The sequence below is a fragment of the Chryseobacterium sp. X308 genome (assembly GCF_020733145.1).
Taxonomy (GTDB): domain Bacteria; phylum Bacteroidota; class Bacteroidia; order Flavobacteriales; family Weeksellaceae; genus Chryseobacterium; species Chryseobacterium cupriresistens.
The window spans coordinates 29,745-44,865 of record NZ_JAJFZH010000023.1 but is presented as its reverse complement, the minus strand read 5'-3'; the positions used below and the strand labels follow the sequence as shown (position 1 = coordinate 44,865).

Genomic DNA, 15,121 nt, shown 5'->3' with positions numbered 1-15,121 from the left:
ATTAGGTAATACTTACTAATTTCCAGTATCTAACTTCTAATTTCTTTAAGATACGTTTCCATATCCTTATCTCCTCGGCCGCTCAGGCAAATGACCACAACATCATTCTCATTAAATTTCTTCTTATCCAGAACAGCCAGTGCGTGAGAACTTTCCAGTGCGGGGATAATTCCTTCCAGTCTGGTTAACTCAAAGGCACATTTCAAAGCTTCATCATCATTAATGCTAAAGAATTCAGCTCTTTTTTCTTTAAATAAATGCGCGTGAAAAGGCCCGATTCCCGGGTAATCCAGTCCGGCAGAAATAGAGTGGGGCTCAATAACCTGGCCGTCTGCTGTCTGCATCACAAGACTTTTGCTTCCGTGAAGAACACCAAGCGTTCCCAGGAAAGTGGTAGCAGCCGATTTTCCGGAATCCACTCCCAATCCTCCGGCTTCAGCAGCAATGATTTTCACCTCTTTTTCTTCAACAAAATGATAGAAAGTTCCGGCAGCATTGCTTCCTCCGCCCACACAGGCAATCACATAATCCGGATTTTCTCTACCTATTTTCTCTTTCAGCTGTTCTTTGATTTCCTTTGAAATAATACTCTGGAATCGTGCTACAAGATCCGGAAAAGGATGAGGTCCCACTACACTTCCAATCACATAATGAGTCGTCACAGGATTGTTGATCCAGTCTCTTAATGCTTCATTTACTGCATCTTTCAGGGTTTTTGAACCTGAAGTAGCAGCCACTACTTCTGCTCCCAGCATTTTCATTCTCGCTACATTGGGAGCCTGTCTCTGGATATCAATTTCTCCCATATAGACGATGCATTCTAGACCAAGCAAAGCACATGCTGTAGCGGTAGCAACGCCATGCTGTCCGGCTCCGGTTTCTGCAATAATCCTGGTTTTTCCAAGACGTTTCGCTAATAAAACCTGGCCCAGAGCATTATTGATTTTGTGAGCTCCGGTATGGTTGAGATCTTCTCTTTTCAAATAGATCTGAGTCTTGTATTTCTGACTTAAATTTTTAGCAAAATATAAGGGAGTGGCCCGCCCAACATAGTTTTTCAGCAAATCCTGATACTCAGCTTGGAAATCTTCAGACTCTATGATTTCAAGATAGTTTTTTTGCAGTTCTTCTACATTCGGATAGAGCATTTCGGGGATAAAGGCTCCTCCAAACTCTCCGTAATATCCGTTTTCATCGGGGTTTTTATAATTCATTTTTTTTTATTCTTTAGTCATTAAATAAGCATTGTTTTGTGAACTCAGCTGGTTGAGCAGTTCTTTTCTTTCCTGTGTTGTGTGGAAAAGCAAAATATCATCATCTTCAGAATTCACCCACTCCGGGCCGACACTTTCTTTGATCATTCTTGCTTTATCATGAAGAATTTCGATGTCACACTTTTCATAAAAAGGACGAAGATCTGAATGACAGAAACCTATCGCCTCCAGATTTCTATGTATGGCATTTTCTTTGAAATGACGAACCAGCGCTTCTGCATATCCTTTCTTTTTATGAGCAGAGACAAGTCCTACCACCTCCGCAAAGGAATACTCATTATCTGCTATTTGTAAGGTGAAATCAAAATTCACTCTCATAACGGCCAATATGCTTTCATCCGTATCCATCAGAAAATGAAATTCTGAGTCTTTAAAAAAAGAGCGGAAGTAGGATGATTTCATGGTGTTCCATGCAGAAATATCCCAAAGTTCCAGGATGTGTTTTATTTCGGCTTCTGTTAAATCTTTCGTTTCTTTTACTTGATATTTCATGGGTTTAAACTATTAATAAATGTAAGATGGTAATCATATTGTTGTTTGGTGATCAGTTTTTTATAATATAATAATTCTATTTTATGCATTAAGTCAATTAAGGTTGCTTTATCTATTTTCGACTGATACATGGTAATGGCAATTTCAAGGTTGTCAATCAGAAAATAAGGATCGGAATCCTCGTAAAGCAGAAAAATTTTAGAATAAATCAATCCCAGGTCATACTTTACACTGGATTTTACATGGTTTTCCAAAAATTTATCTGAAATAATAACCAGATAATAACTGTTCCATAAACTGATTCTTTCAAAAAAATACTGGATATCACTTTCTTCAAAATCTTTAATAATACAAATGAAATCGGACAATAATCCACCCGCTTCCCAATGTTCTGTATTGCTGTCGTTCTGTGCAACAAAATGGTACAGATTCTGGATTTTTTCATTCCCGAATTTAGGCGGAAATAATGTTTTATAAAATGTCTTCTTTAGCAAATGTATATTCATCCTTGTGTTTTTTATGTGTTATTTATTTTATTAAAATTGGGTTTTAAATTTTTTTATCCTTTCAATATTTTTACTGCCGGGTTCTGTTTCAAACTTTGAATTAATATCCAAAGCGAAAGGCTGTTGCTTCAATGTTTTTACATCACAGATACTATCTTCAGAAATTCCGCCGCTTAAAAAGTACGGCAGAGGAATCTCAAATTCATTCAGAATATTCCAGTCGAATTGTTTTCCTGTTCCGCCAAAGGCTTTGCTGTCAGTATCGAATAGATAGTAGGTGATAGGCTGTGAGTTGCAGGTTGTCGGTTGAAAGTTAAAAGCCTGCGTTATATTAATTTTATTTTCAGCTGCTTTGTTTCCTATTCTGATGACTTTAATAATACCAACTTCCGGATTCAGCTTTTGTCTTAATTCAGCAATAAAGTCATTACTTTCATCACCGTGAAGCTGTACAAAATTCAAATCTGCATGCTGAACGATCTTTACAATGATATCTGCTTCTTCATTGACAAAAACGCCCACTTTTCCCTGGTGATCAATGGTTGAGATCTCTTCCAGACTCAGATGATTCAAAACACATCTCGGCGATTTTTCGTAGAAGATAAAACCGAGAAAATCTGTATTCATAGCAATCAATTCCTGAATCTGGTCCGGTTTTGTAAGACCGCAGACTTTGAGTTGAGGTGGCAGGTTTGAGGTTGTAGGTTGCAGGTTCATTGTTATTGTGTTTAAATTTGAGAAGCAAATTCTTCAAAAGCTTTGGCAGGATCTGTATTTTTCATGAAATATTCGCCCATCAGGAAACCGTCAAATCCTTTTTCTTTTAAAAACTGAAAATCTTTAAGATTGTAAATGCCGCTTTCTGCAACAGACAAAACGCCTTTTGGAAGCTGGTTTTTCAGCTGAACGGAATGCTGTAGATCAACTTTAAAATCTTTAAGGTTTCTGTTATTAATTCCTACCAAATCAATTTCTGAATTGAAATGCTTCAGTTCATCTTCTGTATGAATTTCCAGTAAAACCTCCATTTTCAGTTGATGAGCCAGTTCAGTAAATTCCTGTACCTGATCCGGTGAAAGGCATGATGCGATCAACAGAACAACATCAGCACCGATGCTTTTAGCTTCATAAAACTGGTACTCATCAATCATAAAATCTTTTCGCAGAATCGGAATATTGATGTCATTTCTTACACTGAGAATATCATTTAAATTTCCTCCGAAAAAATCATGATCAGTCAGGATAGAAACCCCGCTGGCTCCAGAATTTTCGTAAGCAGAAACTACTTCCAAAGGCTGTACATTATTATTGATGATCCCTTTTGAAGGTGATTGTCTTTTAAACTCAGCGATAATTCCGCTCTTATTTTTGATAGATTCTTTTAATGAATAGGTTGGTCTTCCAAAAAAAGAGGTGTCTTTTAACCGGTCAAGGGAAATGCGCAATTTTGCAGCAGCAACCTCCTCTTTTTTTCGTTCAATAATTTTATCCAGTATAGTCATTTTTTTGTGTCTGTAATATAGTCAATAGTGAATTTTGCTTTGCAAGTGAATGGTGAATCTTATTGGATCAAAAGATTAAAACTATTTAATGCTTTTCCGCTTTGCAGACTTTCATCAGCCATGAGAAGACAGTTATCGTAGGTCCCGAATTTATGGGTGTTGTAAAGTGCGGCTGAAGCGTTGGCAAGGATTACTGAGTTCTGCTGTTCTGTACCGTTTCCTTCCAGAATATTCATAAATATTTTTGCCGTTTCCCGAATGGAGTTTCCTGCTTTAATATCTTCCAGCGTTACCGGATTGAAACCTAAATCTTCTGCAGAATAAATTTCTTCTCCGTTTTTGGTGATGATTTTGCTGTCGCCGGTAAGACTTATTTCATCATATCCGTCAAGACCATGCACCAGAATAAATTCACGTTCTTCCTTTTGAAGAAGATACTGATAAATTCTTGCAATTTCCAGATTATAAACTCCAATCATTGAATATCTGGGCTTTGCCGGATTGACCAAAGGACCCAAAAGGTTAAAGAAGGTTCTTAATCCCAGCGACTTTCTTAATAACCCGACAGATTGCAGCGCAGGATGAAAATAGGGAGCATGCAAAAAGCAGATGTTTGCCCTTTCAAGATCTTCATTCAATTGCTCTGAGCTGTTTTTAAACTGATATCCCAGTTCTTCCAGTACATTGGAAGAACCTGTAGTGGTAGAAGCACCGTAATTTCCATGTTTTATTACCTTCTGTCCGGCTCCGGCTACAACAAAACTGGCCAGAGTGGATATATTGATGGTATCTTTTCCGTCACCTCCTGTTCCTACAATATCAATCGCATCACTGGCATCGATATTTACAGGAACAGCCATCTGTAATAATGCTTCTCTGAAACCTTCCAGCTCTTTCAATGTGATATTCCGCATCAGGAAAACACTGATAAAAGCAGTCACTTCCGCAGCGTTGAATTTATTTTGTGCAATCTCAATCATGGTAGCCTTCGCTTCTGATTTTGAAAGCGTATTATGGTTGAACAGGTATTGAAGTATTTCTTTCATTTGTGGTATTTTTATGGTTGTTGAAGGACTTTCTAAGGTTTTCATGACAACAGAAAGTTTTTAATGATTACTTCTCCTTCCGGCGTTAAAATGCTTTCAGGGTGAAACTGTACTCCGTGTACATCATAGGTTTTGTGCTGCAAAGCCATGATCATTCCGTCTTTATCTACGGCTGTGATTTCCAGTTCTTCCGGGAAATCTTCAGTATTGACTGCCCAGCTGTGGTATCTTCCCACTTCCAATCCTGAATGTAAATCCTTAAATAATTTGGTGCCTTCTTTCACCAGATCGGTAGTGGTAGCCACTCCGTGAAAGATTTCGGACAAATTGATCAAACTCCCTCCGAAAGCTTCAGCAATGGCCTGCTGTCCGAGACATACTCCAAGGATACTTTTTGAAGGAGCATATTCTTTAATAAGGTCTAATAAAATACCTGCTTCTTCAGGAATTCCGGGACCGGGAGAAAGGATGATTTTGTCGTATTTTCCAATCTCTTCAAGGGTAATTTCATCGTTTCTTACCACATCTACTCTTTGGTTCAGAATTCTTTCAATAATCTGAACAAGGTTATAGGTAAAGCTGTCGTAATTGTCAAAAACGAGAACTTTAAGTGGCGTCTGCTGAGTGTTTATATTGCTGTTCATTGCTTTTTTTGTTAGATAGTTGCTGGTTTTTTTTTGTTGCTAGCTGGTGGGTTTATTTTTCAACTATTTTTTCTGCTTTTTCTACGGCTTTTTTCAGTGCATTCAGTTTGTTGTTGACTTCCTGTAATTCACTTTCAGGGACAGATTTTGCTACAAGACCGGCACCAGCCTGATAAAATAAGGTATTGTTTTTACTTAAGAAAGTTCTGATCATAATGGCCTGGTTGCAGGTTCCGTTCAGTCCGATGATTCCGATACAACCGCCATAATAGCCGCGGGAATCTTTTTCATATTGATTGATCAGCTGAAGCGCTTTATGCTTGGGTGCACCGCTCAGTGTTCCCTGAGGGAAAGTAGCGGAAACCATTTCCAGAGGATTGATGTCATCAGAAACATCTGCAGTCACCTCACTTACCATATGAATAACATGCGAGAACAGCTGGATTTCTTTAAGCCTGGTAACCGTTACATTTTTTCCAAGTTTTCCAAGATCATTTCTTGCCAGATCCACCAGCATGGTATGTTCTGCGTTTTCTTTAGGATCAGCTTTCAGGACTTCAATAGCTTCAAGGTCAGCTTCAAAATTTCCCGTTCTTTTGGATGTTCCTGCAATCGGGTGAATAATTGCTTTATTGTTTTTGATGATTAACTGGCTTTCAGGACTCGATCCGAATAATTTGTAATTTCCGTAATCAAAATAGAATAAGTAAGGAGAAGGATTGATATTTCTCAAAGCACGATACACGTTGAACTCATCCCCTTTGAATTTCTGCTCGAATCTTCTGCTCAGAACCAGCTGGAAGACATCTCCGCGCATACAGTGTTTCTGGGCTGTTTTTACTAGTTCAATATATTCGTCATCTGTAATATTAGATGTTTCTTCGCTTATTTTCTCGAATGGGTAAACCGGAGTATTCTGATTTTTAATGAGATTTTCCAACAGATGGAATTCAGATTTTACGCCATCAATACAGTTTTCAATAATATACATTTCATCATTGAAATGATTGATAGCAATTACATATTGGTACAATCTATACCTTAAAACAGGAATCTCTACTTCCTTGCTTTGTGCTTTAAGGCTGATGTTTTCAAAAAACTGTACCGCTTCAAAACTTGTGTAGCCAAAAAGGCTCTGAGCCGTCTGCTCAATAGGGTCACTGGTTTCTTCACATTTAAAAATCTGACGAAACTCTTCAAATACATCTGTAATATTCCGCTCCATAATAAATTGCTTTACGGGAGCAGAAGAAGGAAGTTTAATTTCATATTCGTTAAGATTTTTCACCTCAATTCCGGCAATGGCATTCACGGCGATGAAGGAAAAGTTATTATCAATACTTTTTGAATCTGAACTTTCCAGAAGAATCGTATCACGGAATTTATCCCTGATCTTAAGGTAAATATTCATGGGAGTATGAAGGTCTCCCAGTGTTTTTTTCGAAACGGTTTTTATCGTAATTGTTTTGGTCAACATTTTATTGTTTTTTGTGAGATTAAGGAATAAAAAAAGGCTTTAACGGTATCCGTCAAAGCCTATATATTGTTTTTTGATTATTTCTGCTGTAATTAACAACATGACAATACCTCCAGACCCGACGAAGAGTTTGAAAGCCACCACCAAATATTGTTGTTCATCTTAAACATAGGACAAATGTAGAAATTTTTTTTATACAAAGACGAAAAAATTTCTGAAAATAAAAAAACTTAACATTGAAACCTCTTATTTAAGCTGTTTGAGTTCTTGTTTCAATACTTTGATTTTTTCTCTGTAAGTTTCATCATCATAGTCTTTTACATAATCTTCCAATGCAGCAATATATTCTTCAATGAATTGTTTATTTGTTCTGTCTGCTTCATATTTGATTCTTGCAGAATTCACAGGAGCCATTTTTTCATTTTGTAATACAATTTTTCCTTCCCTGGATTGGTCATAAAGGATGACCATGTTTTTTTCATATCCTGGAATGTATTTTACAGGAATATCCTTATCACCCGGAATTCTGATTGAATTTCTGATAGGATAAATGGCTGCAGTAGTGGTGGAGAAAAAGGTAGTGGTATATTTTCCGTCCTGTTTCTTCACAATAGCCTCATAATCGTGGATGTACATGTCATTCAGGGTAGAATTGGTTTCTACATCAGAGGTGATAATAGCAGTGCTTTCTACTCCGTATTTGTTTAAAAACCATGCATTTAGAAACTGTCCTCCAAAACCATTCAATATAGCAAGTGGAATGATCGGAATCAAAAACCATGCTTTTTTGGTCAGATAGGAGAGCAATCCAAAGAATGCAAACAACAGAACCACAGTATAAAAACCATGATGGCTGGTGAAAAACAGAATTTTTGAAATTAAAATCATGGATTAAAGATAACTATAATAATCTTTTATTTAAACGCTGAGATCGCAAAGATGTTATTAAATGACTGTTAAAATGATCACAAGGGCGTTTCACTTAGCAAAAGAGCTGTTATTAGCTGAATGAAGTGCCTTTGCGAACAAAAAAATAAATTTTTATCATCATTACTTTGCGAACCTGGCGTTTGAACTATTTATTGTACTGGCTCAGATAAAGGAATATCCGGAGTTCCGCTGTAGAAAACAATCAGCGTTGCTCCGAGGTCTCCGGTTTTACCTCTGTGGCCGGTATTAACCATTTCAGGAAGCACCTGACCTTTTCTTATCCATTGCGTTTTTCCATCCTCTTTTCTTTCAATCTGAATTTCACCTTTTTCTACATAAGCAGCATTAATCACAGGATGTTTATGCCAGCTCAGTGCCGAATTGGGAGGTACAGCAATTTTAAGAACCGAAATTTCCGGCTGAGTTGCGGGGTACGCAGGATACGTAGTTCCGTCCCAGGATTTCGTCGTTTTTAAAAGCGTTACCGATTCAATTTTATCAGAATATTCTGATTGTGGTTCATTGGATGAATTATCACATGAAAAAAGGAGAAAAGAGAGTACAGCAAAGCAAGCTGTACCCAATACATGTTTTCTGGTCATACATTTTTAAATTAATACGTTGATTTTTGGCTCGGATCATCCGATATACAAAAATACTAACCTATTTTAAATTTCCCTAAAGTTTGAATTATTTTTTATTGTTAAATTAAAACTCTGATCCCAAAAATATTTCTCAAAGAAAACATTTGTCATAAGTTTAAAAGTTTATTTTTTATATTTTTGCTTCCAAATTAGAAAAAAATGAAAAAAGTATTAGCAATCGCATTTATCGGAGGTTTATTATTGGCAAGCTGCAAAAAAAAGCCAGATCACTCTTTACAGGATAGCAACACAATGCTTGAGGAACCGGAAGCAACTACAGTGGTAGATTCTACAGCTAAAACTGCTGCTCCAGCTGCTGCAACTCCGGCTGCAACTGCACCTGAAGCTGCTAAAACAGATTCTACAGCGAAGAAATAATGAAAAAAATACTTTTGGCAGGAACACTGGGTCTTATGATCATTTCCTGTTCTAAAAAAGAAAATACAGCAGAAGTGGCATCTTCTTCTGAAACTACAGCTGTTTCAGAACCTGCTCAGTCTCATCTTTCCGGTGATCAGATCATGGAAACATTGGACTGCTCAGGCTGCCATTCTGTGAATGAGAGAATGATAGGACCTTCTTATCAGGAAATTGCAGGAAAGTACTCTGAAAAGGATACTGAACTGCTGGCTTCCAAAATTATAGAAGGCGGAAGTGGAGTATGGGGAAGTGTCCCTATGGCTGCCCATCCTCAGGTATCTAAAGAAGATGCCAAAAAAATGGTGGAATATATTTTAAGTCAGAAGAAATAAAATATGTCCGCTGAAAAATCCAGTCTGCACACAAGAAATCTGCATCGTCGTCCCTACGATTTTGATCAGCTTATTTCTTGTGTGCCGGAACTGAAACACTATGTTTTTACAAATGCCTATCAGACGGCAACCATTAATTTCAGCATTCCACAGGCTGTAAAACTGCTCAACAAAGCCTTACTCTTACATTTCTATAATATTAAAGGCTGGGACATTCCTGACACCAATCTTTGTCCACCGATCCCGGGAAGAGCAGACTATGTACATTATATTGCCGATCTATTAGGTGAACCACTTAATAAAATTCCCACAGGAAATTCTGTAAAAGGATTAGACATAGGAACAGGCGCGAATCTCGTGTATCCTTTAATCAGCTGCAAATCTTATGGCTGGACCATGCTGGGAACGGATATCAATCAGGATTCTTTAAAAAATGCTCAGCATATTTTAGATCAGAACCCGGATCTTTTAACTATTATTCAGTTGAAAAGTCAGCCTGATGCTGATCATATTTTTACCAATATCATCGGTGCGGAAGACAGATTCACTTTTACCATGTGTAATCCTCCTTTTCATGATTCCGAAGAATCTGCCTTGAAAGGGAATATCAGAAAAACAAAAAACCTCCATCAATCAAAGAAAACAAAACCTCTTCTTAACTTCAGAGGTCAGCAGTCTGAACTTTGGTGTGAAGGTGGTGAAATTGCTTTTATTACTAAAATGATCAATGAAAGCACATTGTTTTCATCACAGGTTCTTTGGTTCACGTGTCTGGTTTCCAAAAAAGATAATCTCAATAAACTCAACAATCTTTTAAAGAAAGTAAATGCTGTAGAGGTGAAAACCATCGATATGGCTCAGGGACAAAAAGTAAGCAGAATGCTGGCGTGGACGTTTATTCCCCGAAAAGACAGAAAAAGCTGGTTGATTTAAAATTCAAAGTTTAAAGTTTAAAGTTTAAAGTTCAAAGTTTAATGTTATAGCACAATCATTCAAATCTTTGATCTCTAAACACGTATGCCGAACCCCAATACCCCGCATCTTTACCACTTTTTAAAATTTCTTAAAAAAGCCATTGACGGTCATGTCAAAAATGCCTAAATTTGTACGCTTTTAGAAAAATAAGAAATGCAATTATCAGAACAAGAAATCATTAGAAGAGAAAAGCTGAATAAGCTTACTGAAATGGGGATTAATGCGTTCCCTGCGGATGAGTATACAATTACAGATACTACAGAATCTATTAAACAGGATTTTTCTGAAAGTAAACAGGTGAAGATCGCTGGTAGATTGATGTCCCGCAGAATTCAAGGAAAGGCTTCTTTTGCAGAATTGCAGGATTCTAAAGGAAAAATCCAGGTTTATTTCAACAGAGACGAGATCTGTCCGGGTGAAGATAAAGAACTATATAATGAAGTATACAAACACCTTCTGGATATCGGTGATATTATCGGTATTGAGGGAGAATTGTTTACCACTCAGGTAGGAGAGAAGACGGTTTTAGTGAAAAACTTTACGCTTCTTACAAAGGCTTTACGCCCGCTGCCTCAGGCTAAAACTGATGAAAACGGAGTAGTACACGATGGTTTTACAGATCCTGAATTAAGATACAGACAGCGTTACGTAGATTTAACGGTAAACCCACAGGTAAAAGAAATTTTCGTGAAGAGAACAAAATTGTTCAATGCCATGAGAACATTCTTTAATGATGCAGGATATTTTGAAGTGGAAACACCAATCCTACAGTCAATTCCTGGTGGAGCGGCAGCAAAACCGTTTATCACACACCACAATGCGCTGGATATTCCATTATATTTAAGAATTGCCAACGAATTATATCTGAAAAGACTGATCGTAGGTGGTTTTGACGGAGTATATGAGTTCTCTAAAAACTTCAGAAATGAAGGGATGGACAGAACACACAACCCGGAATTTACCGCTATGGAAATCTATGTAGCGTACAAAGATTACAACTGGATGATGGATTTCACTGAGAAATTACTGGAATTCTGTGCTATACAGGTAAACGGAACTACAAAAGCTACCTTTGGGGAACATGAAGTAGATTTCAAAGCTCCTTATCCAAGAGTTTCCATGACAGAAGCAATCCTGAAATTTACAGGTTTCGATATCACCGGAAAAACTGAGAAGGAATTATATGATTTCGCGAAATCTATCGGTATCGAAGTAAATGAGACGATGGGTAAAGGAAAATTAATCGATGAAATCTTCGGTGAGAAATGTGAAGGAAACTTCATCCAGCCGACTTTCATTACGGATTATCCGATCGAAATGTCTCCACTGACAAAGAAACACAGAAGCAAAGAAGGTTTAACAGAGCGTTTTGAATTAATGGTATGCGGTAAAGAAATCGCTAATGCATATTCAGAGCTTAATGATCCTATCGATCAGAGAGAACGTTTTGAAGCACAGATGGCGTTATCTGAAAGAGGAGATGATGAAGCGATGTTCATCGATCAGGACTTCTTAAGAGCGCTGGAATACGGTATGCCACCAACTTCAGGATTAGGAATTGGTATGGACAGATTAATTATGTTCTTAACGAATAATGCCTCAATCCAGGAAGTATTGTTCTTCCCTCAGATGAGACCTGAAAAAGCAGTCCCACAAATTGAACTGGGTGAGGATGAAAAAGTAATCCTTGAAATCCTTAATTCCCAGGAAGAGCCGATGGCTTTGGCTGAAGTAAAAGAAAGAAGCCAGTTATCCGGTAAAAAATGGGATAAAGCTTCCAAGACTTTGACAAAAAACAATATTGTGAAAGTAGAGAAAATTGACGAAAATCTTTTGATGAAACTGGCTTAAGATTTCTCAGAAAACATAAATAAAAAAGGTACAGTGTTATGCTGTACCTTTTTCTTTTTTCCATTTCCGGAGCTGTGCCCTGAAGTTTTTAAACGGAGCCACGGTATTGATATGAATCCATTTCCAGACTGGCCACTGGGCGGGAGTCGTTGCCCATTTTCTCTGTCCGGGAATAAATAGTGTGTCATCACTAAGGTTTTCTATCCAGTTGATAATTTCATCTACTTTATTTCGAAGCAGTTCTCTTTGTTCTTGTAAAGTATGAGAACCATATTGATTATAAAAAGACTGGTACAATCCTCCCAGGTTATTCCATTTGTATTGAGGAGTGGGAGTTTTTACTTCAATTCCTTTGCTTTCATCAGATTCCCATTGTAAAAGGAGGTGAGTCCAACCCAATTGATAGGAAATATTTTGTGATGGAGTTTTATCAACTCCCGGCTGCCGAAGATCTTTTTCCTCTTCTTTTATATCATTAAATTCCTGATCATAGAGCAGATATCTTTTCTTTAGCTCTTCAATGAATTCTGTTTTATCTTTATAACCCTGCATACTTACTATTTTCTCAATTTACTGAAAGAAGCCATCAGATAAAATAAGAAAGGAAGAATAAATAGTGATCCCAGCATCAATGCCCATCCCAATGCAGCGATAGTTTTTTCAGGAGCCATATGTTCCAGTAATGAAAGATGCTGTCCGTTTCCTAATAAAATAATATCCGGATTATGCTGATACGTTGCCGCTACTAAAATCATCACCATCTGGAATCCTGCCAAAGCACGTACGGGAAGCAGTTTTTGACGGTTCATCGCTCTTAAAATAAGCAATAAAGCAATCGTAGCAAAAGCAATCGCCATAATACCCAAAGGTTTAGAAAACACCCACATCAAAAGGGGAATGTCTGAAATATAAGCAGTTACGAATACCAATATTCCTGTAACCACAACAAAGATCATGGTCTGCTTGGATTTTCTTATCATTAACAAAAGGTCTGCTTTATCACGGGTTTCTCTTAATGAAAAGATAGAAGCAAGATAAGCACAAAGGGCTACAGTAAATAAGCCCACAGAAACCCCAAACCAGTTCAGCCAGCTGAACACATACAAATCCAGAAAACCTACAGCATCAGGATTGATAGAATGTGAAACCGTAGCAGCAGCTATTAACCCTAAAAAGAAAGGTGTTAAAAGGCTTGCGTAGTAGAAAATATGAGTGTATAAAACCTGCCAATTGTCTTTCACAGCATCATAATGCCTGAACGTAAAAGCTGTTCCTCTTGCAATAATTCCTAAAAGCATTAAGACTAAAGGAATGTGAAGATAAGTAGACATGGTCGTATAAATCTCAGGAAAACCAACGAAGAGAATTACAATCGCAATGATAAGCCACATGTGATTGGCTTCCCAAACAGGAGCAATAGATTCATACATAATCTCATGGGTTTTATGGCGGGCTTTTTTATTGGTGAACATTTCTACAATACCTGCTCCAAAGTCAGCTCCTCCCAGAATAATATAAAGACATATGGATAGCCAGAGAAAACCTATTACAATGTAAATCATGATTTTTTGTTTTTATCGTTAAACTGAGCATCGGTAGGATCGTAAAGCTTCGGTACCATTTGAATCTGTCTCTTTAAAAGGAAAACAAGGATTAATGATAATGATACGAAAATAGCCGTAAAGAAATAGAATGAATACTGTATTCCCGGCATAGGAGTTACCGCATCTGCTGTCCTCATAATTCCATAAATAATCCAGGGCTGTCTTCCGACTTCTGTGACCGTCCATCCCGCTTCCAGAGCAATATATCCAAAAGGTGTTGCGATTAAAAAGGTTTTTAATAACCAGTTTTTATTCAGCCATTCTTTTTTGAAGAAGAAGGCATATAAATAGACAGCTCCGATAACAATCATCACCACACCGAAGAAAATCATAATCTGAAAAGCATAATGAACCACAGCAATCGGAGGCCATTCATCTCTAGGGAAATCCTTAAGACCTTTTACTTCAGAATTAAAATCATTACTTACCAGAAAACTCAACACTTTTGGAATTTTCACCGCATATTTTACTTCTTCTTTTTCTTCGTCAGGAATTCCGCCAATTACGAATGAAGCACCTTTTTCAGTTTCAAAGTGAGCTTCCATGGCAGCCAGCTTGATCGGTTGTCTTTCCGCAACAGATTTAGCTGCAACATCACCACTTAGAGGCGCTCCGAATGCTCCGATCAAGGCAAAACCTACGGCAATTCTAAAAGCTTTGGTGTGAAATTCAATATTTCTTTTTCGCATAATCATAAAAGCGTGTACTCCTGCTACAGCAAATCCTGTTGCACAAAATGCAGCAACCGTCATGTGAAGAGCCTGTGGAAACCACGCATCATTGAACATCGCTTTGATAGGATCTATATTAAGATACTGTCCATTGATATAATCGAAACCAGTGGGAGAGTTCATCCAGGAATTGGCCGCTACTACAAGAATCCCGGAAGCCAGCCCGCTTACTCCAACAAGAAAACCACAGAACCAGTGAAACCATTTATTGAATCTTTCCCATCCATATAAAAAGAAACCAATGGCAATCGCTTCGATGAAAAAGGCTGTTCCTTCCAGAGAAAAAGGCATCCCGAAAATCGGACCTGCATGTTTCATAAAACCTGGCCATAGAAGCCCAAGTTCAAAAGAAAGCATTGTTCCTGAAACGGCTCCCGTTGCAAAAAGGATAGCCACACCTTTACTCCATGCTTTTGTAAGTCCTTTATATACCTCGTTATTGGTTTTCAGATATTTCCAATGGGCAAAAGCCATCAGAAAAGGCATCACCATACCCACACAGGAGAATATGATATGAAAGCCCAGAGAGAGTGCCATCTGAGCGCGTGCTGCGATAAAATCATCCATAATTTCAACTTTTCAGATAATAAATTTAAGCATAAATTATTGATGTTGAATATGATTTACAACAGTTGCTATCTCATCAATACATTTTAATTTTGTTTCTTTTACCGGCTCACTAATCCTTATGTT

General features: G+C 37.6%; 17 protein-coding genes. 4 read left to right on the top strand and 13 right to left on the bottom strand.

Features of this window, described 5'->3' with window-relative positions:
- Positions 1-29: 29 nt before the first annotated feature.
- The 10 genes from trpB to LIV57_RS19520 all read right to left on the bottom strand — a co-directional run bounded on the left by trpB (position 30) and on the right by LIV57_RS19520 (position 8,473).
- Entirely contained in the window at positions 30-1,214 is a 1,185-nt protein-coding gene (gene trpB, locus LIV57_RS19565; protein ID WP_202844096.1) for a tryptophan synthase subunit beta, read from the bottom strand.
- 6 nt (positions 1,215-1,220) lie between these two features.
- Positions 1,221-1,766: a GNAT family N-acetyltransferase gene (locus tag LIV57_RS19560; RefSeq protein ID WP_227943945.1), complete on the bottom strand. Its 546-nt coding sequence runs from the start codon at positions 1,764-1,766 to the stop codon at positions 1,221-1,223.
- Positions 1,763-2,272, bottom strand: coding sequence for a hypothetical protein (locus LIV57_RS19555; RefSeq protein WP_110009430.1), 510 nt, complete (start codon positions 2,270-2,272; stop codon positions 1,763-1,765). The genes LIV57_RS19560 and LIV57_RS19555 overlap by 4 nt, the downstream gene beginning before the upstream one ends.
- 30 nt (positions 2,273-2,302) lie before the next feature.
- Entirely contained in the window at positions 2,303-2,989 is a 687-nt protein-coding gene (locus LIV57_RS19550) for a phosphoribosylanthranilate isomerase (RefSeq protein ID WP_227943944.1), read from the bottom strand.
- Between the two features lie 11 nt (positions 2,990-3,000).
- Entirely contained in the window at positions 3,001-3,774 is a 774-nt protein-coding gene (trpC, locus tag LIV57_RS19545; RefSeq protein WP_227943943.1) for an indole-3-glycerol phosphate synthase TrpC, read from the bottom strand.
- Positions 3,775-3,833: 59 nt separating this feature from the next.
- Entirely contained in the window at positions 3,834-4,820 is a 987-nt protein-coding gene (gene trpD / locus LIV57_RS19540) for an anthranilate phosphoribosyltransferase (RefSeq protein ID WP_227943942.1), read from the bottom strand.
- 41 nt (positions 4,821-4,861) lie between these two features.
- The gene (locus LIV57_RS19535; protein WP_227943941.1) at positions 4,862-5,464 is read right to left on the bottom strand and encodes an anthranilate synthase component II; all 603 of its coding nucleotides are present in this window, start codon (positions 5,462-5,464) and stop codon (positions 4,862-4,864) included.
- 52 nt (positions 5,465-5,516) lie between these two features.
- Positions 5,517-6,941, bottom strand: a complete 1,425-nt coding sequence (locus LIV57_RS19530) for an anthranilate synthase component I family protein (RefSeq protein ID WP_227943940.1) — start codon at positions 6,939-6,941, stop codon at positions 5,517-5,519.
- 246 nt (positions 6,942-7,187) lie between these two features.
- Entirely contained in the window at positions 7,188-7,829 is a 642-nt protein-coding gene (locus tag LIV57_RS19525; RefSeq protein WP_227943939.1) for a hypothetical protein, read from the bottom strand.
- Between the two features lie 191 nt (positions 7,830-8,020).
- Positions 8,021-8,473 (bottom strand): cupin domain-containing protein, encoded by a 453-nt coding sequence (locus tag LIV57_RS19520; protein WP_227943938.1) that lies wholly within the window; start codon positions 8,471-8,473, stop codon positions 8,021-8,023.
- A 201-nt stretch (positions 8,474-8,674) separates the two neighbouring features.
- Between LIV57_RS19520 and LIV57_RS19515 the strand changes: the two genes are divergently transcribed.
- The 4 genes from LIV57_RS19515 (at position 8,675) to lysS (ending at position 12,093) form a co-directional block, all read left to right on the top strand.
- The gene (locus LIV57_RS19515; protein ID WP_137904168.1) at positions 8,675-8,893 is read left to right on the top strand and encodes a hypothetical protein; all 219 of its coding nucleotides are present in this window, start codon (positions 8,675-8,677) and stop codon (positions 8,891-8,893) included.
- Entirely contained in the window at positions 8,893-9,267 is a 375-nt protein-coding gene (locus tag LIV57_RS19510; protein ID WP_110009422.1) for a c-type cytochrome, read from the top strand. The genes LIV57_RS19515 and LIV57_RS19510 overlap by 1 nt, the downstream gene beginning before the upstream one ends.
- A 3-nt stretch (positions 9,268-9,270) precedes the next feature.
- Positions 9,271-10,200 carry a 23S rRNA (adenine(1618)-N(6))-methyltransferase RlmF gene (rlmF, locus tag LIV57_RS19505; protein WP_227943937.1) on the top strand — a complete coding sequence of 310 codons (930 nt, stop codon included), beginning with the start codon at positions 9,271-9,273 and terminating at the stop codon, positions 10,198-10,200.
- Between the two features lie 195 nt (positions 10,201-10,395).
- Complete coding sequence (lysS, locus tag LIV57_RS19500; RefSeq protein WP_227943936.1) at positions 10,396-12,093, top strand: lysine--tRNA ligase; 1,698 nt, start codon at positions 10,396-10,398, stop codon at positions 12,091-12,093.
- A 36-nt stretch (positions 12,094-12,129) separates the two neighbouring features.
- Here lysS and LIV57_RS19495 read toward each other — a convergent pair whose 3' ends face one another.
- From LIV57_RS19495 to LIV57_RS19485, 3 genes are read right to left on the bottom strand one after another with little or no spacing between them, the layout of a single operon-like run.
- Positions 12,130-12,645 carry a ClbS/DfsB family four-helix bundle protein gene (locus LIV57_RS19495; RefSeq protein ID WP_227943935.1) on the bottom strand — a complete coding sequence of 172 codons (516 nt, stop codon included), beginning with the start codon at positions 12,643-12,645 and terminating at the stop codon, positions 12,130-12,132.
- A 5-nt stretch (positions 12,646-12,650) separates the two neighbouring features.
- Positions 12,651-13,655 (bottom strand): cytochrome d ubiquinol oxidase subunit II, encoded by a 1,005-nt coding sequence (locus LIV57_RS19490; protein ID WP_202844055.1) that lies wholly within the window; start codon positions 13,653-13,655, stop codon positions 12,651-12,653.
- Positions 13,652-14,995, bottom strand: coding sequence for a cytochrome ubiquinol oxidase subunit I (locus tag LIV57_RS19485; RefSeq protein WP_227943934.1), 1,344 nt, complete (start codon positions 14,993-14,995; stop codon positions 13,652-13,654). The genes LIV57_RS19490 and LIV57_RS19485 overlap by 4 nt, the downstream gene beginning before the upstream one ends.
- Positions 14,996-15,121 lie beyond the last annotated feature (126 nt).